Origin of the sequence: Neomicrococcus lactis, from assembly GCF_014200305.1 — a bacterium.
GTDB lineage: Bacteria > Actinomycetota > Actinomycetes > Actinomycetales > Micrococcaceae > Neomicrococcus > Neomicrococcus lactis.
On sequence record NZ_JACHBL010000001.1, the window covers coordinates 445,367 to 467,398 of the forward strand.

A 22,032-nucleotide genomic window follows, 5' to 3' on the forward strand; every position below is an offset into this window, starting at 1 on the left:
TCCCACATATAGGGATACATGAGAACAGTCGATAATATGAGTTCATGTCCGCCAAGAATTCAGGTGCCAATGATGTACACCTTGATCCTCGTCAACCTCCAGGAACCCAGACGCTCGCCCGCGGTCTCGACGTGCTCAGGGCGGTCGCTCAAGGCGCCGACGACTTACGGGCGGTTGCTGAAGCAACGGGGCTTGGTCGAAGCACTGCGCACAGACTGGTGCAATTGCTAGAGCTGTACGGATATCTCAGAGTCGCAAATGGACGCAACTACTCACTCGGCCCCACATTGATCGAGTACGGCTTTCAAGCCCTGCATCAAAACCCGCTCCCCGTAGTTGCTAGACCAGTAATTGAGGAATTGGCGGCAAAAGTCCAGGACACCGTGCACTTGGCGATAGAAGAGACTGGTCAGGTTCTTTACCTTGACAAGATTCCTGGCCTACGCGGTGCCGAAATGCGTTCTCGGATTGGTCACCGTATGCCGTTGACGACTACTGGCATCGGCAAAGCGCTCATTATTGACCGAAAGAATGACTGGCAGCGATTGTTTGAGACTGAACACCAAGCTGAGGTTGGTTCGGAGGACGCTGGCTCACAAGACTTCTTGAATCGCATGCGAGACTACGCAAAAGCCGGTGCCTCGATGGATCTGGAGGAAAATGAGCCGGGCATTCGCTGCGTTGCGGCGCCAATACGAGACGCCAGCGGTGGTGTGCTGGCAGCCGTTAGTGTCTCAGCGACACGGCCTTTCATGCCGATGCAACGCATGCGGGCGCTAGTTCCCGTCATGCAGAAAGCTGCACTGCAGATCTCCCAATCGTTGGGCTACGCGGGATAAGAATTCCAGATCATCGAAATATAGGTGCTCCATCGGTCTAGTGCTGACGCTGCAGATAATGACAACTAGGGCAGTGATTTCAGTTCACCCCACGTTCTAGGTACTTAGCGGTAAAATTGACGAACGCCTGCGTGCCGCACATGGACGTTGACTGTTTTTCAGAAGTATTAGGTTGTCCGCGCGCAGGAGCGCCCGAAAGGAATTACACCGGTGGGTCTACTCCCCAATATTCACGAACCCAAAGATCTTCGTTCCCTGACGTTGCCCGAACTCGAGCAGTTGGCGGCAGAAATTCGCCAGTTCCTCATTGAGAAGGTTTCCAAAGTAGGCGGTCACTTGGGTCCAAATTTGGGCGTAGTGGAGCTGACCTTGGCGATGCACCGGATTTTCGATTCGCCTAAAGACACCATCATTTTTGATACCGGGCACCAGTCGTACGTGCACAAGTTGGTTACTGGCCGCCAGAATTTTGAGACCTTGCGTCAGGAGGGTGGGCTTTCGGGCTACCCGGAACGCGCGGAGTCGGTGCACGACGTCGTGGAGTCCTCTCACGCTTCCAGCTCGCTCTCGTGGGCCGAGGGTATTTCGCGGGCTCGCCAACTCAATGGTGAGAACGACCGCTGGACGGTAGTGGTCATTGGCGACGGCGCGCTCACAGGCGGTATGGCGTGGGAAGCAATCAACAATATTGCTGCAGACCGGAACCGCAAGGTGGTCATCATTGTCAATGACAATGGCCGCTCTTACGCGCCCACCATCGGCGGTCTCGCGGATCACTTGGCCAGCTTGCGTCAAACTATCGACAAGGTCCGGACGCACCGCGCGTACGAAGGAACCTTGGACTGGTGGAAGGGCCGCCTGCAAAACGGTGGGATGCCCGGCCAGATGGTCTACAAGGGTCTGCACGCCGCGAAGAAGGGCATCAAGGACTGGTGGGCTCCCCAAGGCCTCTTCGAAGACTTGGGTATGAAGTACATTGGCCCACTCGACGGTCACTCGTTGCAGCACCTCGAAGAGGGCTTGCTGCAGGCAAAGAACTTTGAAGGTCCCGTGATCGTGCATGCGATGACGGAAAAGGGCCGCGGTTACGCGCCGGCTCGGGCCAACGAAGAAGACCAATTCCACGCGGTCGGAGTCATCAACCCAGAGACGGGCTTGCCTCGCGACGAACCCGGCGCCCAGTCCTGGACCAGCGTCTTCGGCGAGGAGATCGCGAAGATCGCCGACGAACGCCCGGACATCGTGGGTATAACTGGTGCCATGCTGATTCCCGTGGGTCTCAAGGAGATGGCCACTCGCCACCCGGATCGCGTGATCGATGTCGGAATTGCCGAACAGCACGCTCTGACCTCGGCAGCTGGCCTTGCCTTTGGCGGCTTGCACCCAGTCGTGGCTCTTTACGCGACGTTCCTCAACCGCGCCTTTGACCAGCTGCTCATGGACGTCGCTTTGCATAAAGCAGGCGTGACCATTGTGCTCGACCGTGCGGGCGTGACTGGCCCGGATGGCGCGAGCCACCACGGCATGTGGGACATGGCGCTTGTGCAGTCCATCCCTGGCGTTCATGTTGCCGCGCCTCGTGACGCTGATCGTCTGCGCGAAGAGTTGCGTGAAGCAGTCAACGTCAACGATGCACCTACCGTGGTCCGCTATTCAAAGGGCTCCGTCGGTAAAGAGATCGAAGCGATCCGCCGTCTCCATGACGGTGTTGATGTGCTCTCCGAGACGAATCTCGACGGCGCAGACGCTAAGGACACTCCCTTTACCGAAGAGACCGACAAGAACGGTCAGAACCCGTCCCACGAGCGCGATGTGCTGCTGGTCGCCGTCGGCTCCTTCGCTGAACTGGCGCTTGATGTGGCCGAACGCTTACGTGCGCAAGGAATCACCTCAACCGTCGTGGATCCTCGTTGGGTCCTGCCCGTGCCTCGCTCCATCGTTGCGCTGGCCGCGCGGCACCGCATTGTGGTCGTCCTGGAGGACGGCGTGCGCGCCGGTGGCGTGGGTTCTCGGATCCGCCAAGAGATGCGCAGCGCAGGCGTGGACACGGCCTTGAATGAAGTTGGTCTGCCTACCGAGTTCTTGGCTCACGGCACGCGTTCGCAGGTTCTTGAGAAGGCAGGACTGACGCCTCAGAAGATCGCGCAGGACACGCTCGCTCAGGTTCTGGGCACCAAGGTTCCCTTCGCCCGTCCGCTTCCTGGTCACGGCATCCCTACCGGCCAGATTCCGCAGCTGTGACGCGCCCGTCGGTCATGCCGAGTGGGCTGCCACAAGATCTCCGTGGGGGAGAGGACTCACCCGCCGTAGGTGAGTTGGTGGTTGCGCGCGCTTGGAAGTACGACGGCGGCGCGCACTGGGTAGTCCAAGGAGAATACGTCGGCGCTGACAGTCACGGGCACTGGATTTACCAGCCGTCGGGGACGCTCGTGGCTCGTCCTAGCCTCGCGTTTATTGCCGATGGGGACGCTATGTGCTTGATCCCACATGAGGGCAGCTGGGTAGCAACCTTTTACGACGAGCAATATCCGCGCGACTTTCGGGTCTACGTTGATATGAGCACGGAGATTGGGTGGCTCAGGATGCGTCACGGCTGGGAAGTGAATTCCGTGGACATGGATTTAGACGTGATTAGGTCTATCAAGCACGGTGTCTTCATTGATGATGAAGATGAGTTCGAAGAGCACATCGTGAAATTTGAGTACCCCACCGCGCTGACCGCAGAGATGCGCGAGACAGCCCAACAGGTTTATCAGCAAGTACGCGACGGGATCGAACCCTTCGGTACTGTTTCAACTACATGGTTTGAGCGTGGCAGAACGCTGCACGCCACCAATCGAGAGGAACACAGCTAGTGCCTATTGTGAGAATGTACAAGACCGACAACAAGGGCAACAAGCTGTTCCGCGAAGCTTGGTACGAAGACCCCATCGAAGATCTCGCTGACGCTACAGACGCCGAGAGCTCCGAAGAAGAGGTCGATGCTCAGCGTCAGTTCGTCGTCAACCACGGCACCGTGGGACATGTCTCCAAGACGTCTCAAGAAGAGAACGTCAGCGCTGAACGTGCCAAGGAACTTTTCGCTGGGTTCATAGAGCAGAGCACCGAAGACGGATACCGCGAACTCGCCGACGATGAGCAGTTCTGGGTTATCGCTCAGTTTGCGTTGAAGACCAAGGAAGGTACTGACCGCGACATCTCGCTGCAGACCAACGCTCGCCGCGAGTTCTCGAACCACTTGGCATGGCGTGGGTTGGGCACCGTTGAGTCCAGCGACTTTGCCCCATGGAAGCTCAACCTCCGGATTCTGACCCCGGATGCAAAGACCACCATCAATGCTTTGAAGACGATCTCTCGCGACGCAAAGTTGGATCCCACAAAGTTGCGCATCGCCGTCGCACCTTTCAACGCTCTTGACCAGCTCAAGCAGCGTCACCCGCTCCCAGCCACCGAGCCTTTCACGCTTGACTAAACCCCGCCTAGTGCTCGTTGGGGCATCACTCTCTACCGCCTCTACATCTCACTTCGGACTCTAAAGTTCACGACAGACTGGAGAACAGCCATGGAATATCGCCGTCTTGGACGCTCGGGCCTCACCGTTTCGGTAGTTGGTCTCGGCTGCAATAACCTTGGCCGTGCTGGCACTGTCACGGAGTCCCAAGAGGGCACGAACGCTGTCATTCATGCAGCGCTCGATGCTGGTGTGACGCTCTTCGACTCGGCGGATGTCTATGGCAAGACGCCAGGTCTCTCCGAGGAACGACTGGGCGCTGCGCTCAAGGGGCGTCGCGAGGAAGCCATCGTTGCCACGAAGTTTGGCATGGACATGCAGGGTGCTAACGGGCCAGATTTTGGTGCACGCGGCTCCCGGAAGTACATCCGGACTGCTGTTGAGGCTTCGTTGCGTCGGCTCGATATGGACTACATCGACCTCTACCAGTTCCACACGCCGGACAATTCCACCCCGATAGACGAGACCATCGCCGCCCTGGACGACCTCATCCGCGCTGGAAAGATTCGGTATGTTGGACACTCGAACCGTGCTGGCTGGCAGATCGCTCAGGCTGAATACGTTGCTCGTGAACTGGGCGCAACTCGATTCGTCTCCTCGCAGAACCACTACAACTTGCTCGATCGCCGGGCTGAACTTGAAGTGATTCCTGCCGCCGACGAGTTCGGGCTCGGAGTTCTGCCGTACTTCCCACTGGCCAATGGCTTGTTGACTGGTAAGTACTCCGAAGGTAAGGCTCCAGAAGGTAGCCGCCTCACGCATTCGCGTACTAATTTGTTGACCGATGCGGACTTTGAACAATTGAAGAAGTTCGGCGAATTTGCTGCTGCTCGCGGCAAGACGGAACTTGAGATTGCGTTCTCTTGGCTTGCCGCGCAGCCAGCCGTGGCCAGCGTTATCGCCGGTGCCACGAAGCCTGAGCAGATCCAGCAGAACGCTCAGGCCGTCTCGTGGGTGCCATCAGCTGAGGATCTTTTCGAGCTCGACGAGATCTTCCCTAAGGTGCAAAAGATCGCGCTGTTCTAGCGGTCACTTCTCCTGCTAGCGGTGGCCGTGAGCTACCGCTAGCCCTCGAGATAGATCACGACGTTTGACCCCTCAACGCCCGCAGGATAGGCCGCGAGCGCGGAAGGCGCTGGCCCAGCTGTCGGTGCTCCGGTGGCAGGGTCAAACATTGAGCCATGGCACGGGCAAGCGAAGTCCTTGTCCGCGCCTACTTCTACCAAGCATCCCGCGTGGGTGCAGACGGCTCGGTATGCCTTGATGTCGGTTTCAGACACACGGTAAAACAAGTAGGATCGACCGCCGTCGAGTTTGGCTGTGCCTTTGGCACCCACAGCAAGGTCTGAGAGAGGTATAGCCACGGTGGCCTCTCCTGTGGGGGACGCTGGTGCTGCTGCCGTCGATGACTGGCTGGCGGCGTTTGAGGACCCGCAAGCTGCCAGTCCCAGAGTGGTAACTCCAGCGAGGGAAGAGACCGTCAATAGGTGGCGGCGAGAGGTGCAGCCCTCACAGGTTCCGTCGTTCTCTTTTGCATCATGCGGTTCTTGGTTCGTTAAGCTCACAAGGCCCTCCTCGGTTTTACTGGAGCCAGCGTACCGGGAGGACCTTGTGAAAACACTCAGGACGAACTTCGAAATTAACGGTTCGGGTGGAACTTCTTTCCGTTAACACGTTCAGAGGCGCCAACGCGGTCCAGGTACGGCGTGATGCCACCCATGTGCATCGGCCATCCGGCGCCGAGAATCATGCACAAGTCCACGTCCTCAGGCCCTGCGACAACGCCCTCATCCAGCAGCATTCCGATCTCTTGCGCGAGCGCATCCTGCGTGCGGGTGAGGAGCCCCTCAGAAGTGCTAGGCGTGTTGCCGAACGTCAACAGATCCAACGTGGACTGCGGCACGTGCTGGCCACCGTTTTCATCCTTGGCCCACAGCGCCTTCACGCCGTTATCGATGAGCGTCTGTTGGTTCGCTGACACGCGGAAGCGATCGCCGAAGGCGGCATGCAAGGACTCGGTGACGTGCTGTGCAACCGGCAGTCCCACCACTCCTGCGAGGGTAAACGGCGTCATGGGAAGGCCCATAGGATCCAAAGCTTGATCGGCGACGGCGGCGTCCGTGCCGTCATCAAAAGCGTTGGACACTTCGCCCATCAAGCGCAATAGCACACGGTTGACCACGAAGGCTGCAGAGTCCTTGACCAGAACCGCGGTCTTGCGGAGATTCTTGGCCAACGCAAAGGCGGTAGCAATGACTTCATCCGTGGAGTGAGGCGCACGAACCACCTCAACCAATGGCATGACAGCAACAGGGTTGAAGAAGTGGAAGCCCACCAAACGCTCTGGGTGCTTCAAGTCCTCGGCCATGGCCGTCACGGAAAGGCTTGACGTGTTGGTGGCTAGGATCGCGTCTGGACGCGCTACAGCCTCCACCTCGGCGAAGACCTGCTTCTTGACCGCCAACTCTTCAAACACGGCCTCGATGATGAAGTCCGCGTCAGCGTAGACGTCCTTGCTGACAGAACCGGAAACCAGGGACTTCAGCTGCTCGGCAGCCTCACCGTGAAGGCGGCCCTTGGCAACGGACTTGTCCAACTCGCCACGGATGTAGGAGAGGCCCTTGTCCACGCGCTCTTGATCCATGTCGGTGATGACCACAGGGACGCGGAGATTGGTAACGAACAACAGTGCAAGCTGCGAAGCCATCAGGCCGGCTCCCACCACGCCTACCTTGTTGATCGGCAGGGCCAGCGAGGCGTCAGGAGCGCCCGCAGGGCGCTTGCCGCGCTTCTGCACGAGATCCACGAAGGAGTAGACCGTGTCCTTGAACTGCGGCGTCTGCATGAGCTCAGCAAGCGCGGCTACCTCGAGGTCCGCTGACTCCTTCTGAGTCTTTCCGATGCCAGCTTCCCAGACTTCCAGCACCTTCGAAGGGGCGGGTGCCATGCCCCAGTTTTTCTGGGCAATGAAGGAGTGCCCGGCCGCAATGGCCTCACGGAAGCGAGCGGCGTCGTCGTTATTGGATTCAGGATCCGCAGCGTTCGCGCGCTTCACCGTCACGGAACCGGAGAGCACACCAGCGGCCCATTCAATGGAGTCGTTTACGAAATCTTCGGCAGGGAAGATCGCGTCCGCAATACCCAGCTCGAAAGCCTTCGGGCCGTTGATAGAACGGTTGTTGTTGAGCGGATTCTTGATCATGATCTCAAGCGCAGCGTCGGCGCCGATGAGGCGAGGCAAGCGGTAGACGCCGCCCCAGCCAGGGACTAGACCGATGAACGCTTCTGGCAAACCGAGGCCGGCGGCGCGCTGAGACACCGTGCGGTAGTTAGCGGCCAGAGCAATTTCCAAGCCGCCACCGAGTGCAATGCCATTGATGAAAGCGAAAGTTGGGACGCCGAGGTCATTCAGGATCGCGTACGCATCGTGGCCCACCTGCGCAATATCGCGGCCGTCCTGCTCAGTCTTCAACGCAGCCACGGAGGTGAGATCAGCGCCGGCTACCAAGAAGCCGGGCTTGCCAGTAACCGCCAAAGCTACGATTTCGCCAGCGGCTGCGCGCTCGCGCTGAGCCTCGAGAGTCTTACCCAGCTCAATCAGCGTGGCCGGTCCCAAGGTAGTGGGCTTCTTGGCATCCAAGCCGTTGTCCAGAGTCAACAGCGCCAAGACCCCACCGTTGGGAAGAGTGACGTCGGTGATGATCGAGTGGGTGACGATTTCGTTGGGTACCAGAGCAGTGAGGTGCTGGTACTGATCAAACGCTGAAGACAAGGTTGCTCCCAAGCTATAGGTATGTGCTCCACATCATGTTACTCATTAGTAACAAGTGGGGCAAGACACACCTAGTCTTTCTCAGGAAGAGGCTCCGGGTCGAGGAAAGCAACCGTAATAATCGGCGATGTGACGCGAATTTGCCACTCTCGAGCCCCGCGCTCGCGCAAGGCTGCTTCGATGGACTCCGGAGTGATGGGCTCCGGGGGAGTCCATGCGAGTCGGCGCAGTGTGTCCGGCTGCAGAAGATTCTCGGTAGGCATGTTCAACTTCTCTGCTGCCAAGCCCACTCGAGCCCTGGCAGTGTTGAGGCGACGTGCAGCTTCCGGATTGCGATCAGCCCAGAAGCGTGGCGGTGGCGGAGCAGTGTTAGGCACCGTCAACGGTGGCAAGGAACGTAGCTTCTTAGCGGACTGGATTGCAGTGACCCAGCGCGGCGCCTCGGTCTTGGCGGCGCGGCCAGCAAAGCCGTGCGTCTTGAGCAGTTCCGGAACAGAAGAAGGCATCGCCTTTGCAGCGGCAACAATCGCGGCATCCGGCAGCAACTTTCCGGGGGCGGTGTCACGCCGCTGCGCCAGATTCTCGCGCTCTTCCCACAAAGCCCGTACGGTGGCAAGCTGTCGGCGGTCGCGAATCGAATGAATTCCAGAAGTGCGGCGCCACGGATCCTCGCGGGGTCCGGGAAGAGGCGACGTGCGAATCGCTTCAAATTCTTCGAGCGCAAAATCCAGCTTTCCCTGCTGATCCAACAACTCGGTCAAGCCGTCACGCAGCTCGTCCAACACTTCGACGTCCAGCGCGGCATAGCGCAACCACGGCTCGGGGAGAGGGCGCTTGGACCAGTCCGCGGCGGAGTGTTCCTTAGCAAGCCGCAGCCCCAGGAAATGCTCCACGACGGCCGCAAGCCCCACCTTCGGCAAACCAGCTAGGCGTGCCGCGAGCTCGGTATCAAACAACGCATCCGGGCGCATGCCTTGCTCGGCCAAGCACGGAAGGTCCTGCATCGCGGCATGAAGAATCCACTCCACACCGCTCAAAGACTCGTTGATGATTTCCAGCCCGGAAAAAGCCTCGGGATCGATGAGCCACGTACCTGCGCCTTCGCGCCGAATCTGGACCAAGAAGGCTCGCTGCCCGTAGCGGAAACCGGAGGCTCGCTCGGCGTCCACGCCCGCGGGACCGGTGCCGGCGGCCAAAGCCTCGGCCGCACGGTCCAATCCGCGCTGCGTGTCAATAACAAAAGGAACCCCGTCGCGGGGTTCAGTCAGGTCAACGAGGGTTCGCTCAACGGAACCGTCGGCACTTTCGGGGGCGGCGTCGTCGTACTTAAAATCTGAAGTGGAAGTCACGGGTCAGGTCAGGCGCCGGCGGGGAAGCGCAGTTACTCCTTCGGGAAGCGGCGGCAACCCGCCAAAGCTGCAGACCATGTGGGTCCATGCTTCGAGATGCCTACCAAAATCGTCTGAAGTGGGCGTCCAAGACGCACGCAATTCAATATCGATATTGTCTTCCCGATCCTCCAAAGAACCAAAATTCTCCGAAAGAACGCGCGTCGCAGTGCCTCCTGCGCGGGAGTAGGAAGCGCCGTTTTCTTCCAGAGCTTCCACGAGCCACGTCCACGCGACAGAGCCCAAGAGGGCGTCCTGTCCCATTTCCGGCTCAAGCCGAGCGCGGATATAAGTGACGACGCGGAAATCCCCGCCCCATACAGGAGATCCGGCGGGGTCATGCAACAAGATGAAGCGGCCCGTGGCTAGTTCTTCAGGCATGATGTCCGGCTGATCGCCGCCGGCAAAAGCCTGATGCGCGTGCGGGGGGAGAGGAGACTCAAAAAGATCGGCGGCGAGGGCTACCGAGAAGGGTGCAAGACGTGCCGGCGCGGGAATTTCAGTCAGCACAAGTTCCGGCCGGCACTGCGCCGTTTTAAGGGCTCGTAATGCGGACCGAAACACTGAAGAAGCAGGGGAAACGCCACTCATCGCCGTCACTCTTGCCACTTTAGATCCGCACTATGACACTAAGAACGAGGCGCGCCGCCGAGCGCGGACTTCAAGCACTCCACGAAGCCGTTGATGTCTTCTTCCGTGGTATCGAAAGAGCACATCCAGCGCACTTCTTCGTTCTGCAGATCCCAGTCGTAGAACGCGTAGTTCTCGCGCACCTTGTCTGCGACTGCAGGATTGATCTTCGCGAAGACGGCGTTGGCTTCCGTTTTCTGCGTCAGTTCAATGCCATCAAGCTGTACGACGGCGTTGCTCAATTTTTGTGCCATAGCATTCGCTTGCTGCGCATTGCGAAGCCATAGATCCGTGCCAAACATTTCAATGAGCTGGGCCGACGCGAAGCGAAGCTTCGAGGCGAGCTGCATGTTGAACTTGCGTCCGTACGCGAGTCCCGGTGCGGCGTCAGGGGTGAGGACCACAATGGACTCGCCAAACATGAGGCCGTTCTTGGTGCCGCCGAGGGAGATGGCATCCAGGCCCACGTCCGTGGTGAACTCCTTGAAGCCCAGTCCAAGCGCTGCGGCGGCGTTGGAGAGACGCGCGCCGTCGGCGTAGACCTTCATGCCCTTAGAGTGTGCGTGATCGGTGATCGCCTTGATCTCATCCGGCGTGTACAGCGTGCCGACTTCGGTGGACTGCGTCAGCTCCACCACGAGCGGCTGAGAACGATGCTCGTCGCCCCAACCCCACGCTTCTTTGTCAATGAACTCGGGAGTGAGCTTTCCATCCGGCGTTTCGATCGGCAGGAGCTTGAAGCCGCCGACCTTCTCCGGAGCGCCACCCTCATCCACGTGGATGTGGGAGTTGGTGGTGCAAATGACTGCTCCCCAACGAGGCAACATGGCCTGAAGTGCGGTGACATTGGCTCCCGTGCCGTTGAAGACGGTGAAGACCTCGGCCTGCTCGCCGAAGTGACCCTTGATGATCTCTTCAAAGCGATGCGTGTACGGGTCGGCGCCGTAAGCGGACACGTGACCGCCATTCGCTCGGGACAATGCCTCGAGGATTTGTGGGTGCACGCCTGAATAGTTGTCAGAAGCGAACGAACGGTAATTTACGTCGTGGAGCACAGATTCAATCACAGTTTCAGAGTGTGTCATATTCCCAGTCATGGTTGGAAAGCGAAGCGTGGGGTGGGGACGGCAGGAGCTTAGAGCGCGTGCTCTACCGAGCTAGCGCCCGTCATGCCTTCCGTGGACTCGATGACGTCAACGAGCTTCTTGCTCAATGCTTCGTAGAACATCGAGAGCGGGAATTCGTCGTCGAGAACCTGGTCCGTCATGAGGCCTGGAGCGCCCGTGGTCTCGAGTGCGTCAGCGCCCTTGGCCCAGACAGATGCTGGGTGTGGAGCCAACGTTGCCGAGATGAGCTCGTAGGCAGCAAGCCAGTGCACAATCTTCGGACGGTCAATCGAGCGCCAGTAAAGATCGTGAATGCGCTCGCCCAGAGCGTTGATGACCTCAGGAACACGTGCCCACTCGAAGTCCAGGGTGGTGTCCGTCCAGTGGAGAACGCCGTGTTGGTGCATCCATGCGAAGAGCAACTGGCCGCCGAGGGCGTCGTAGTTGCGGACGCGCTTGCCGGTGAGAGCGAATCGGAAGATGCGGTCAAAGATGATCGCGTACTGAGCCAAACGTGCACGCTTGCGCACTTCTTCGGTCGCGGTCTCGTCAGCGGCGATGATGGTGCACTCGCGGAAAGCCGTGAGGTCGCAACGCAACTCTTCGAGGGAGTAGAGGAAGTAAGGCATGCGCTGCTTGATCATGAACGGGTCAAAAGGGAGGTCGCCGCGCATGTGGGAGCGGTCGTGGATGAGGTCCCAAAGCACGAAGGTTTCCGTGGCCAGGTCCTGATTTTCCAAGAGTTCCTGAGCTTCTGCCGGCAACTCCAAGCGAGTGATAGCGGAAGCAGCCTTGACCACCTTGCGGTAACGAGCAGCTTCGCGGTCCTGGAAGATGGCGCCCCACGTGAAGGTGGGGATCTCGCGCATTGCCACGGACTCAGGGAACAACACGGCGGAGTTGGTGTCGTAGCCCGAGGTGAAGTCGATGAACTGCAAAGGAACGAACAAGCCGTTCGTGTAGGTCTTGGCCTCAAGGTCAGCAATGAACTCTGGCCAGATCACGGAAGCCAGCACAGCCTCAAAGTGGCGGTTGGTGGAGCCGTTCTGCGTGTACATCGGAAAAAGCACCAAGTGCACCAAGCCATTGACGCGCTGTTGCTGTGGCTGGAACTGGTTCAAGGAATCCAAGAAGTCTGGGACAACGAATCCGGATGCAACCCACTTGTTCAAGTCCACTACGACTGCCTCCAGGTATGCGGCATCATGTGGCAAAGATGGTGCGAGAGCTTCTACGGAGGATGCCATGACAGCAACCAATTCCTTGGCCTCAGCGTGGTCGTCGGCGTTTGGAACAGCGCCGGATCGGTCCTGAAGAGTCTGCAACTTTTCCGTTGCGGACTTGAGGGAAATCCATGCCGGGTGCGCGGCGAGCGATTCGTGGTCTGCTCCCGTGTAGTTGCGCTCTACGATTCCGGTGCTCATTGTCATCTCCTCAGTTCAGGCCTCTCCTAGAGGCTGCTCTTCATGGTCTCGTTGCGTCCCAGCGGGTGTCGGGATCGCTTACAAAAAGAGTAGGGCTCAGGGTGGAAAGGAGCGCGAAAAAGGGGCTAAGCATCAGAATTGTTGATGCTCAGCCCCTCGTGGAAAACTTAGGAATCCAGCGCTTTCGGTCGTAACGTCAAGGAGACGGAATTGATGCAATACCGCTGGTCAGTGGGCGTTGGGTAGCCTTCGCCTTCAAAGACGTGACCCAAATGCGAGTCACACGTTGCACAGCGAACTTCGATGCGCTTCATGCCCATCGTGACATCTTCGAGGTATCGCACGGATTCGCCAGCAAGCGGGGCAAAGAAGGACGGCCAGCCACAGTGCGAGTCAAACTTCTCGCGACTCGTGAAGAGTTCAGCGCCGCAAGCGCGGCACGCGTAGACGCCTTCTTCGTGGCTATCCCAATACTCGCCGGTGTAAGCGCGTTCGGTTCCGGATTCGCGCAGGACATGGAACTCTTGCGGGCTCAGCTCGGCGCGCCATTCCTCGTCAGTCTTCGTAATTTTTGGGCTCATAACGGGTCTAACGTACTGGCGGCTCACATGATTCCCCAACCTGCACCGCACACCCAGCCGAAACAGGCAGAATAGTGACATGGCATCGAAGAATTTTTCCGCTCGTACGCAGTCGAAAGCCCACAAATACCGCTGGGGGATTGTGGGAGCCGCGGTTGGCGCCGTCGTAGGTTCCCTCGCGGCCGGAACGGTCAGTGGCTTAGGCGGTTATTTCGCGCGCCAAGTAGTGACCCCTGCGAAAGAGCGCGAAGAGAACTTGTCGATTCTCGCCGTCGTGCAGACGGACGAGGGCAAAGACGTCATTGTCCCGGCCACCACCGAAACCACCGTGGAAGGTACGTATTCGTTGTACTGGGACGCGGGCCGCGGTCACGCGCGCATCGGCCAGATCACCTCATTTGTCCCGTCCGAAGGCACGGTGCAACGGCGCATCGAGGAAGTTTACGAGGGGGACATTTACAAGGCCGTCCGTGGTTGGTGGTCAGGCGTTGTTTACGATTCTCCGGAACGTGCCGGCTTCGAGGTCAGCGATGTCAACATTCCCATCGACGCAGGCGAAGCGCCGGCATGGCTCTTGCCAGGCACGTACCGCGCGTCCACGTGGGCCATTTGCGTCCACGGCCGTGGCGCAACCCGCCTCGAAGGAATTCGTGCGCTGCGTACCATTTCCGCACTCGGCATGACGGGGTTGCTCATTTCTTACCGGAACGACGGTGTAGGCCCGCGTACAGCGGATGGTCGTTACGGACTCGGGGCAACCGAATGGGAAGACGTTGACTCCGCGATTGACTACGCCCTGGAACATGGGGCCGAAGACATCGTGTTGTTCGGCTGGTCTATGGGCGGTGCCATCAGCCTTCAGGTAGCTGACCTCTCCCGTCACCAGCAGCGCATTCGCGCCCTTGTGCTGACGGGACCGGTGGTGAACTGGTTCGACGTTCTGGCTCATCAAGCACGTGTCAACAAACTTCCGAGCGCTTCCGGCCGTTACGGTCAGTGGTTACTGTCCAACAAAGCTGGCCAGTGGATCACCGGATTGGCCACGCCGCTGGACCTCTCTTCGCTGAACTGGGTGGCGCGACACGAAGAACTGCGCAAGCCAACCCTGATCTTGCACAGCGAGGACGACGACTTTGTTCCCGTGGGCCCATCCGTGGAACTGGCCGAGAAGAACCCGGAGATGGTGACGTTCGAGCGCTTCACGCGAGCACGCCACACGCGCGAATGGAATGTTGATCCCGAGCGCTGGCACCACACGGTGGTGGACTGGCTGACCACGGTCTTTAGCGCCAAACGCCCGGTTGATCCGCGCTACGACGCTGCCGAAACTTCGAGCAAGGAAGCTTCAAACAAGTAGATAGCGTACAGGCTGTCCAAAAAAATGCAGGTGGCCGTGCGGCTAGTTGGTTAAACCACTAGCCGCACGGCCACCTTGTTTAGATCGGTTGCGTTAGAGCGCTTCGCGGATCTTCCGTTTGATGCGCCCCAACATCGCCGTCATGCCGCGCATGCGCAGAGGCGTGATGGCTCGCGTCAGACCAAGCTGCTCGGGCATGTCATCTGGTACGTCCAGGATGATCTGCGCCGGCTGACCGTTGAGGCCTTCGTTCAACACGCTCGCAAAACCTCGAGTCGTCGGAGCTTCTGGCGGGGCGGAGAAGAACAGGTTGACGGTGCGGTCTGCGTCGTCGTCCACCTCAATCGTCAAGAAAAGAGGCGACTGGCACTCCACCACTTGTTCCAGAAGTTCAGGGTGGTCTGCCAAACGGGCGGGCAGCTCCGGGAGCTCTCGGGAGAACTCCAACAGGAGTTCAAGACGCTCGCGTTCGGTGACGTTCTGGAAGTCGTCAACAATCTCGGCAAGTGTGGTGGGCAAAGTAGTCACGATGTGTAGCTTCTTCTTTTCGTGGTGAGCAATTGGGTACGTCAGCAAGTGAGCTAGGGGAGCGGCGCGTCAGTTCACGTTGAGCGTCCGCGCCGCTACGCCTTAGCGCTGTGGCGCGTCGCCGGGCTCGGTGCCCTTGACGATCGGCATGCGCACAGCGTTGCCCCACTCGGTCCACGAGCCGTCGTAGTTGCGCACGTTTTCGAAGCCCAACAAGTGCTTGAGCACAAACCACGTGTGGCTTGAGCGCTCGCCGATGCGGCAGTAAGCGATGACGTCCTCGCCAGGCTTGAGGCCAGCCTCGTCGAGGTAGATCGCCTCGAGCTCGGCACGGGACTTGAAAGTGCCGTCTTCGGCGGCAGCACGGGCCCACGGCACAGATGCCGCCGTGGGGATGTGACCGCCGCGCAGCGCGCCTTCTTCAGGGTAGGCAGGCATATGGGTGCGGGCACCGGAATATTCTTCGGGGGAGCGTACATCGATCAGCGGGATGGAACCGATGGCGTCGTTGACCTGCGGCAAGTAAGCGCGGATCGGTGCATCGTTGCGCTCAACTACCGGGTATTCAGCGCGCTCGCGCGCGGTGCGTTCGGTAACGAGCTCGCGACCCTCGGCGATCCACTTGTCGCGGCCGCCATCCATGAGGCGCACATCTTCGTGGCCAAAGAGGGTGAAGACCCACATTGCGTAGGCTGCCCACCAGTTGGACTTGTCGCCGTACACCACAATCGTGGTGTCGCGGGAGATGCCCTTGGAAGCCATGAGCTCAGCGAACTGTTCGCTGTTGATGTAATCGCGGGTGACGTCGTCGTTCAAATCCGTATGCCAGTCGATCTTGACGGCACCAGGAATGTGGCCGGTTTCGTAGAGCAAAATGTCTTCGTCGGACTCCACGATCACTACGTTGGCATCGGCAGAGTGCTCGGCAACCCACTGCGTCGTGACAAGCCGGTCCGGGTGTGCGTATTCAGAAATCTTCTCGGGTGCTGTCTCAGTCATGAGTCCTCCTGCGTTGAGGCGCGTTCGCCATATTCTTCCCTCCAGACTAACCAGCCTGCGGGCTAAGTTGTTCCCTTGTTGCGTCACGCTCGGCAACCTCGCCGGCAATTCGTGCGGCATTCCACACGGCAAAGAGCCACGATTTTCTACTGTCCCGTAAAATCAATACGAGGCGCACACGCACGCGCGTCCGCCAGTCCGCACTCGTTCTCACTCGCTGAGAGAAATCGAAAGAAGGCGCCACCTCGTGGAGAGCATCATTCACCTCGCCGAACGCAATCCTCAAGTTACCGTTGAGGAACTCGTCGCGGGACTGCACCCGTCTCCACGGTTCGGTGAAGTGTCTTTCGATTCCTACATCCCGGACCCCAACCAGCCGTCTCAGACTGAGGCTGTCACCGCGCTGCGCAACTTTGCAGCCACCATTGGTGGCGGAAAATCAGACGGTGGTTTCCTAGGGAAGCTCTTCGGCAGTTCGAAGTCGGGCAAGGGCAAGCCTGCCGGCATCTACCTCGACGGTGGCTTCGGCGTGGGTAAGACTCACTTGCTCGCATCCTTGTGGCATGCGGCGCCAGGTCCCAAGGCGTTTGGCACGTTCGTGGAGTACACCAACCTCGTGGGCGCGCTCTCCTTCCGCAAGGCTGTCGATGTGCTGTCCACCTACAAACTGGTCTGCATCGACGAATTTGAACTCGATGATCCGGGCGACACCGTGCTGATGTCTCGCCTCATGCGCGAGCTCGCCGATGCTGGCGTCAAGATCGCGGCAACCTCCAACACTTTGCCTGGCTCGCTGGGCGACGGCCGCTTTGCTGCGGTGGATTTCAAGCGCGAAATTCAGGTTCTTGCGGATCAATTCACGGTCATCCGGATCGACGGCGAGGACTACCGTCACCGCGGTTTGCCTGCGGCTCCGCAGCCGGTGGCCGACGACGCCGCTCTGGAATTTGCGCAATCTCGCTACCCGGAGGCCACGCTTTCCGAGGACGACTTCTCCACGCTTCTTGAGCACTTGTCCAAGGTGCACCCGAGCCGTTACCGCCAGTTCATTGATGGCATTGACGTGATGGTGCTTCACAACGTGCACACCATCACCGCCCAGAACGTGGCATTGCGCTTTGTGGTCTTGGCTGACCGTCTCTACGACCGCGACGTGCCGATCGTGGCCAGCGGCGTGCCATTTGATCAGCTCTTCACCGACGAAATGATGCACGGCGGCTACATGAAAAAGTACTACCGAACCGTGTCTCGTATGACCGCCCTGGCACGTGAAGGAACGCTCGTCACGGCCGACGAGTCCTAAGACTTCAAGGTTTTGCGCTCGATGAGCGTTCGCACTGCCAGCCCGGCGACCAGCGCCCAGAACGCCGCACCTAGACCGGCAATAGTGAGTCCGGACGCTGCAATCAGAAACGTGAGCAACGCTGACAAGCGCTGACTCGGGTCGCTGAAGGCCCTCGACGCCGACGCTCCCAAGATTCCTAACAACGCGAGGCCAGCAGCCGCAGGGATCAGTCCCTCCGGGGAGGCTGCCGCAACGGATACGATTGCGCCGCTGATAAGTCCTAACAGCACGTAGGACGCGCCTGAGCTGACTCCTGCAATCCAGCGTCGTGAGCGGTCCGGACCAGCTTCTTCACCCGCTGCGAGGGCCGCCGAGATGGCTGCCAGGTTGATGGCATGACCTCCCGCGAACGAACCCAGGACGCTGCCCGCACCAGTAGCGATCATTGACGCGCTCCACGGGGCCCTGAATCCAAAACTCTTGAGCACGGCCATGCCAGGAACGTTCTGATACGCCATAGTCACAATGAACAGAGGAAGTGCGATTCCAGTAATCGCTTCCCACGAAAATTGCGGAACCACCCACTCAAGGCGGGGGAGCCGTGTCAGCGAGGCTGCGGCGTCGTACTGGATAGAACTTGACACTACAGCTATGCCCAGCGCCACGGCCATCGCCGCAGGAACCGCCCAGCGCGGTGCGAACGCCAGCACCACGAGCCAGATTGCCATTACCGGCCCCACGAACTGAGGGATGGTGCCTAGCGCCGTAAACGGCACCAGACACAACTGAAGAAGTACGCCTGCGAGCATGGCTTGCGCGATCTTCTCCGGTATCGCCGAGATCAACCGGCCCAACGGAGGAATCAGGCCCGTCAGCATGATGAGGGCACCGGACACTAAGAAGGCGCCAACGGCCTCGTTCCAGCCAAAGTGTGCTCCGCCTGCTCCCACGAGGAGGGCGGCGCCTGGTGTGGACCACGCCGTGGTGATCGGCATCCGAGTCATCCAGGACAAAGCAATGCCGCAAACTGCCTGCGTCAGGATGAGTGCCAACAAACCGGATGCGGCTTGCGATTGGCTTGCACCCACGGCTTGGAGCCCAGCGAGAACCACCGCGAAGGACGATAAGTAGCCCACGAGCGCCGTGATGACGCCCGCAAGAATTGGCTGTGACAAGCGTGAAGATGAAACTGAAGGCACGGTTCACAAGCCTAGCCAAAAAGTTAACGACAAATGCCAGCCCCGCCTCCCGGCAGTGCTGGCATTCGTTTGTCGTGCTTTCGGGCCTTAGGCGGCCGTCAAACTAGAAAGTAGAAGAGCTACCCTGCTGAAAATCACCTTTGGTGCCTTCAGCGGTTGGCTTTGGTGCCTCTGGGGTGTCAGCGGCGTCCGTTTTGCTGGCCTCGGCCTTATCGACCAAATTAGTGGCAGCATCCTGAACCTTATTCACCTGATCGGTGAACTTGCCGCCGGTCTTCTCATCGACGAAGTCGCCAACGCTTCCAACAGCTCCGCGAATCTTGTCCGCGTTGTTGGCTGCGATGTCGGTCGCCTTTTCTACGAGTTGATCGGCCTTGCCCTTGAGCTCGTCAAATACAGACAACGGCCACCTCCTTTCCCCAGTGGGAATCTGCATGATTCCCGACACATCACCGATCATATAGCGAGTGCTTCACATAGGGGAAGGATTTTTAGTGTGCCCAGAGCGAACCTGAGCGAAAGATCGTGAAAAGAAAATTCAGTCGCCGGCGGGGGGTTATAGGCACGAATGTGTGTACAGATTAGGCTTGCTTGCCTTGTGGGAGTAGGCGTGTAGGGTCCTGCTTATGCTTTGAAAGCATATGGGGTGCCTGTTGCTTCTCATCGGCCACGTTGTGGTGTATGTGATTGTGTTCTGGTCAAGAACGGTAAGACCTCGGCTGGTCGTGCTCGGTGGCGGTGCAAGTCGTGTGGTGCTTCGCAGGTTCGTTCACGATCTGATGTCACTCGTAAGAGCGAACTGACTCAGTTCTTGACATGGATCCTGGGTACTCAGTCGCAGGCAGCCATGGCAGGTTCAGCGCGTGGTTTCCGGAAGCGTATTCAGTGGTGCTGGCGCGTTGAGGTTCCACCGCCTGTGCCCACCGGCGTAGTGCATCATCAGCTCATGCTTGATGGCACCTATTTCAACGGGTGGTGCGTGCTGATCGCCTATAACGGCAAGTACGTGGTGGATTGGCAATGGTGCGATCGAGAGAAAAAGATCGCCTGGCAAGTCCTACTCGAGCGGATCCCGGCACCGGCGGTGGCGATCATTGATGGTGGTACCGGGCTACGTGCCGCGTTGAAGGAAACGTGGCCGGAGTCGAAAGTTCAACGCTGCTATTTTCATGTGTTCCAGAACATCCGTCGCGAGCTCACCTTCCAGCCACGGCTACCAGCCGGTAAAGAACTCGCAGCCCTGACGAGGGTCTTGATGAAGGTCAGCACCCAAGACGAAGCCATTGCGTGGTTGCGTGAATACGCCGCGTGGGAGGCGAAATGGGACGAGTTCCTCAAGCACCGAACCAAAGCGAAAACCGGTCAGGAACGCCCCTCAAGCGTCTCGAGAAACAGTCACTGGTGGTACACGCATCAACGCTTACGCCGAGCCCGGAACGTGTATCGACGCCTCATCCAAGAACACTGCTTATTCACGTGGTTAGACACTGACCTGCAACCAGACACCGGCGAGAAAATTCACCGGACCACATCCCCGTTAGAAGGCGGACCGAACAAAGCGATCAAAGAGCTCTTACGGCTGCATCGAGGACTCCCCGAAGAGCACGCCAGAACCGCTGTGGACTGGCTCCTCGAATCCCTCACCGAACACCCCAGACAACCCTGGAGCCTCGTGAAACCAGAACACCTCAACCCGGCCCAACGGACCAAAAACGCATCAATGGAAAGCGATGAATCGCAAGCCCCAGAAACCTACAGCAACCACTTCAGCTGGGAAGACGGAAACGGCATCCAAACCGGCTGGGCCGGCAGAAACCAACCATGACACGCCGAAACCTGTACACACATTTGTGCCTATAACCCCCGGCGGGGGAGTCGCTTGCAATATTCAGGGTAGAAACACGAAAACCCCCTGGAGAACCAGAGGGTTTTATGTACGTGGTGGGCGATACTGGGTTCGAACCAGTGACCTCTTCCGTGTCAGGGAAGCGCGCTACCGCTGCGCCAATCGCCCATAAAGGGTGCAAATCCTTTAATGCGAGGTGGGGACGGGATTCGAACCCGCGTAAACGGCTTTGCAGGCCGGTGCCTCGCCTCTCGGCCACCCCACCGTGGCCCTGACAGGTTTCCCGGTCCTGGGCTGAACGATCTTCCGTCCAGTTCGGTGACTTGCGAGCGGACAACGGGATTCGAACCCGCGACCTCCACCTTGGCAAGGTGGCGCTCTAGCCAGCTGAGCTATGTCCGCGTGTGGTTTTCACCGCTAGATTCTTCGATTTCTCGGAACCTTTCGGCGCTTTCCAACGAGGTAAAACTCTATACGAGATTTCGTGATTTCACAAAATCGAGGTGTCTCCCACAGGTTCGGATCTGAAAAATCCGCGTCATTCCGGGGATTCTTTTGGGTGCCGAGAATGCGCTGACAAGGCCTTTTCGGGGGGTTTGGCAAAAAATTGATGAAGTGTTCTGCGTCACTCTTTTTGAGCCACGTGGGATGTGACCAACGCTCGGGACAGTGAACGTCCTAAGTGTCGGGCGCAAGTGAAAGAATTGCAGGCATGACATCCCCCATGCTTGCCCAGACCACGGAATACGGACGCATGTACGCACGTAAGGCGAATGGCGTTCCAGAAGTCCCGTCTATCACCACGGTGATTAGCCAAGCGTCCACAGACATGGACGGGTGGATTGGACACATGGCCGCAACGGCGGTGATCCAGGATGAGCGCCTAGCGGATTGCGTGGGAAACCCTGCCAAGCTCAAGGCCATCGCTCGCCAAGCCTCATCTGCTGCAGCCGATTATCGAGACGCTGCTGCTCGTCGCGGAGATCGCGTGCACTTCTACGCGGAGAACATTGCCCTTCGCGCCATGGGTAAGCCGCATCAGGCGGCTCAAGCGCGCGAGGCACTCAAAGAGAACAACGAAGGCGCCTTTGCGGATCGTTTCGATGAGTGGTGGGAGCAGTTCAAGGTTCGCCCGCTCGCCGCAGAGGTGACGGTCTGGAATAGCGAAGTGGGCTACGCCGGCACCTTGGACCTCGTCGCCGAAATCGGCGGTCGCGTGTGCTTGATCGACTTCAAGACCAAGGGCACGGACCGCAACGGCCGCGCAAAGTCGCTGGATCCCAAGGTGGTCATGCAGCTTGCAGCCGGCGTCAAAGCGCAGGAAATTTCCGTGGATCCCATCGCAGGCACGTGGGACGAATGGCCGTACCCCAAGGACGCCATGCTCCTTGGAGTAGCACTGGGTGAAACGGAAGTGGTCCCGATGATGGCCCAGCCGCACGTGCTGCCGGCCTATTGGCGCCGGTTCTGGGCACTTCGCCAAGTGTGGGAAACCAACATGAATGTGGCCGGTCTTGGTCAGCCATTGCTCGCAGTCCCCGCGCCACCGGCCTAAACTGGTAAGTCC

20 protein-coding genes and 3 tRNA genes are annotated in these 22,032 nt (G+C 59.0%); 9 read left to right on the forward strand and 14 right to left on the reverse strand.

Annotated features, from left to right (window positions below; genetic code table 11):
- Nucleotides 1-44 precede the first annotated feature (44 nt).
- The 5 genes from BKA12_RS02100 (at nt 45) to BKA12_RS02120 (ending at nt 5,376) form a co-directional block, all read left to right on the forward strand.
- Nucleotides 45-839 (forward strand): IclR family transcriptional regulator, encoded by a 795-nt coding sequence (locus tag BKA12_RS02100; RefSeq protein ID WP_183640318.1) that lies wholly within the window; start codon nt 45-47, stop codon nt 837-839.
- Nucleotides 840-1,049: 210 nt separating this feature from the next.
- Nucleotides 1,050-3,080 (forward strand): 1-deoxy-D-xylulose-5-phosphate synthase, encoded by a 2,031-nt coding sequence (dxs, locus tag BKA12_RS02105; protein ID WP_183640319.1) that lies wholly within the window; start codon nt 1,050-1,052, stop codon nt 3,078-3,080.
- A gap of 77 nt (nt 3,081-3,157) precedes the next feature.
- Nucleotides 3,158-3,694, forward strand: coding sequence for a DUF402 domain-containing protein (locus BKA12_RS02110; RefSeq protein ID WP_183640320.1), 537 nt, complete (start codon nt 3,158-3,160; stop codon nt 3,692-3,694).
- Nucleotides 3,694-4,311: a hypothetical protein gene (locus BKA12_RS02115; RefSeq protein WP_338087395.1), complete on the forward strand. Its 618-nt coding sequence runs from the start codon at nt 3,694-3,696 to the stop codon at nt 4,309-4,311. Before BKA12_RS02110 ends, BKA12_RS02115 begins: the two co-directional genes overlap by 1 nt.
- Before the next feature lie 90 nt (nt 4,312-4,401).
- The gene (locus BKA12_RS02120; protein ID WP_183640321.1) at nt 4,402-5,376 is read left to right on the forward strand and encodes an aldo/keto reductase; all 975 of its coding nucleotides are present in this window, start codon (nt 4,402-4,404) and stop codon (nt 5,374-5,376) included.
- Nucleotides 5,377-5,414: 38 nt separating this feature from the next.
- Here the strand turns inward: BKA12_RS02120 and BKA12_RS12470 are convergent, their stop codons facing one another.
- From BKA12_RS12470 to msrB, 7 genes are all read right to left on the reverse strand, one after another.
- Nucleotides 5,415-5,915 (reverse strand): Rieske 2Fe-2S domain-containing protein, encoded by a 501-nt coding sequence (locus BKA12_RS12470; RefSeq protein ID WP_183640323.1) that lies wholly within the window; start codon nt 5,913-5,915, stop codon nt 5,415-5,417.
- A gap of 74 nt (nt 5,916-5,989) precedes the next feature.
- Nucleotides 5,990-8,122, reverse strand: coding sequence for a 3-hydroxyacyl-CoA dehydrogenase NAD-binding domain-containing protein (locus BKA12_RS02130; protein ID WP_183640324.1), 2,133 nt, complete (start codon nt 8,120-8,122; stop codon nt 5,990-5,992).
- Between the two features lie 71 nt (nt 8,123-8,193).
- Nucleotides 8,194-9,471 carry an HRDC domain-containing protein gene (locus BKA12_RS02135; protein ID WP_183640325.1) on the reverse strand — a complete coding sequence of 426 codons (1,278 nt, stop codon included), beginning with the start codon at nt 9,469-9,471 and terminating at the stop codon, nt 8,194-8,196.
- Nucleotides 9,472-9,474: 3 nt separating this feature from the next.
- The gene (locus tag BKA12_RS02140; RefSeq protein ID WP_183640326.1) at nt 9,475-10,101 is read right to left on the reverse strand and encodes a DUF3000 domain-containing protein; all 627 of its coding nucleotides are present in this window, start codon (nt 10,099-10,101) and stop codon (nt 9,475-9,477) included.
- A gap of 38 nt (nt 10,102-10,139) precedes the next feature.
- Nucleotides 10,140-11,237: a threonine aldolase family protein gene (locus BKA12_RS02145; protein ID WP_183640327.1), complete on the reverse strand. Its 1,098-nt coding sequence runs from the start codon at nt 11,235-11,237 to the stop codon at nt 10,140-10,142.
- 38 nt (nt 11,238-11,275) lie between these two features.
- Nucleotides 11,276-12,670 carry a DUF6421 family protein gene (locus BKA12_RS02150; protein WP_183640328.1) on the reverse strand — a complete coding sequence of 465 codons (1,395 nt, stop codon included), beginning with the start codon at nt 12,668-12,670 and terminating at the stop codon, nt 11,276-11,278.
- Between the two features lie 167 nt (nt 12,671-12,837).
- Nucleotides 12,838-13,251, reverse strand: a complete 414-nt coding sequence (gene msrB / locus BKA12_RS02155; protein ID WP_183640329.1) for a peptide-methionine (R)-S-oxide reductase MsrB — start codon at nt 13,249-13,251, stop codon at nt 12,838-12,840.
- 79 nt (nt 13,252-13,330) lie between these two features.
- Here msrB and BKA12_RS02160 point away from each other — a divergent pair, with 79 nt between their 5' ends.
- Complete coding sequence (locus BKA12_RS02160; protein WP_183640330.1) at nt 13,331-14,608, forward strand: alpha/beta hydrolase family protein; 1,278 nt, start codon at nt 13,331-13,333, stop codon at nt 14,606-14,608.
- A 93-nt stretch (nt 14,609-14,701) separates the two neighbouring features.
- On the opposite strand, the gene BKA12_RS02165 is transcribed toward BKA12_RS02160, so the two are convergent.
- Entirely contained in the window at nt 14,702-15,139 is a 438-nt protein-coding gene (locus BKA12_RS02165) for a SufE family protein (RefSeq protein WP_183644408.1), read from the reverse strand.
- 99 nt (nt 15,140-15,238) lie between these two features.
- On the reverse strand, nt 15,239-16,135 hold the full coding sequence (locus BKA12_RS02170) for a sulfurtransferase (protein WP_183640332.1): 897 nt from the start codon (nt 16,133-16,135) through the stop codon (nt 15,239-15,241).
- Nucleotides 16,136-16,382: 247 nt separating this feature from the next.
- Between BKA12_RS02170 and zapE the strand changes: the two genes are divergently transcribed.
- Nucleotides 16,383-17,438: a cell division protein ZapE gene (zapE, locus tag BKA12_RS02175; protein WP_183640333.1), complete on the forward strand. Its 1,056-nt coding sequence runs from the start codon at nt 16,383-16,385 to the stop codon at nt 17,436-17,438.
- Here zapE and BKA12_RS02180 read toward each other — a convergent pair.
- Nucleotides 17,435-18,619: a benzoate/H(+) symporter BenE family transporter gene (locus BKA12_RS02180; RefSeq protein WP_338087396.1), complete on the reverse strand. Its 1,185-nt coding sequence runs from the start codon at nt 18,617-18,619 to the stop codon at nt 17,435-17,437. The genes zapE and BKA12_RS02180 overlap by 4 nt on opposite strands.
- A 103-nt stretch (nt 18,620-18,722) precedes the next feature.
- Nucleotides 18,723-19,022: an antitoxin gene (locus tag BKA12_RS02185; RefSeq protein ID WP_183640335.1), complete on the reverse strand. Its 300-nt coding sequence runs from the start codon at nt 19,020-19,022 to the stop codon at nt 18,723-18,725.
- 243 nt (nt 19,023-19,265) lie between these two features.
- Between BKA12_RS02185 and BKA12_RS02190 the strand changes: the two genes are divergently transcribed.
- Complete coding sequence (locus BKA12_RS02190; protein WP_183639794.1) at nt 19,266-20,444, forward strand: IS1249 family transposase; 1,179 nt, start codon at nt 19,266-19,268, stop codon at nt 20,442-20,444.
- Between the two features lie 114 nt (nt 20,445-20,558).
- On the opposite strand, the gene BKA12_RS02195 is transcribed toward BKA12_RS02190, so the two are convergent.
- The 3 genes from BKA12_RS02195 to BKA12_RS02205 all read right to left on the reverse strand — a co-directional run bounded on the left by BKA12_RS02195 (nt 20,559) and on the right by BKA12_RS02205 (nt 20,867).
- Nucleotides 20,559-20,633: transfer RNA gene (locus BKA12_RS02195), tRNA-Val, on the reverse strand.
- A gap of 26 nt (nt 20,634-20,659) precedes the next feature.
- Nucleotides 20,660-20,730 (reverse strand) — tRNA-Cys (locus BKA12_RS02200).
- Between the two features lie 63 nt (nt 20,731-20,793).
- A tRNA-Gly gene (locus tag BKA12_RS02205) sits at nt 20,794-20,867 on the reverse strand.
- Nucleotides 20,868-21,177: 310 nt separating this feature from the next.
- Here BKA12_RS02205 and BKA12_RS02210 point away from each other — a divergent pair.
- Nucleotides 21,178-22,020 (forward strand): PD-(D/E)XK nuclease family protein, encoded by an 843-nt coding sequence (locus BKA12_RS02210; protein ID WP_183640336.1) that lies wholly within the window; start codon nt 21,178-21,180, stop codon nt 22,018-22,020.
- The last annotated feature ends 12 nt before the right edge of the window (nt 22,021-22,032 follow it).

Excerpts from the sequence above, each read along its gene's own strand:
- BKA12_RS02145 (WP_183640327.1), bottom strand. The coding sequence starts at position 11,237 with ATGACTGGGAATATGACACACTCTGAAACTGTGATTGAATCTGTGCTC.
- BKA12_RS02100 (WP_183640318.1), top strand. The coding sequence starts at position 45 with ATGTCCGCCAAGAATTCAGGTGCCAATGATGTACACCTTGATCCTCGT.
- BKA12_RS02210 (WP_183640336.1), top strand. The coding sequence starts at position 21,178 with ATGACATCCCCCATGCTTGCCCAGACCACGGAATACGGACGCATGTAC.
- BKA12_RS02120 (WP_183640321.1), top strand. The coding sequence starts at position 4,402 with ATGGAATATCGCCGTCTTGGACGCTCGGGCCTCACCGTTTCGGTAGTT.
- BKA12_RS02170 (WP_183640332.1), bottom strand. The coding sequence starts at position 16,135 with ATGACTGAGACAGCACCCGAGAAGATTTCTGAATACGCACACCCGGAC.
- msrB (WP_183640329.1), bottom strand. The coding sequence starts at position 13,251 with ATGAGCCCAAAAATTACGAAGACTGACGAGGAATGGCGCGCCGAGCTG.
- BKA12_RS02140 (WP_183640326.1), bottom strand. The coding sequence starts at position 10,101 with ATGAGTGGCGTTTCCCCTGCTTCTTCAGTGTTTCGGTCCGCATTACGA.
- BKA12_RS02150 (WP_183640328.1), bottom strand. The coding sequence starts at position 12,670 with ATGAGCACCGGAATCGTAGAGCGCAACTACACGGGAGCAGACCACGAA.
- BKA12_RS02160 (WP_183640330.1), top strand. The coding sequence starts at position 13,331 with ATGGCATCGAAGAATTTTTCCGCTCGTACGCAGTCGAAAGCCCACAAA.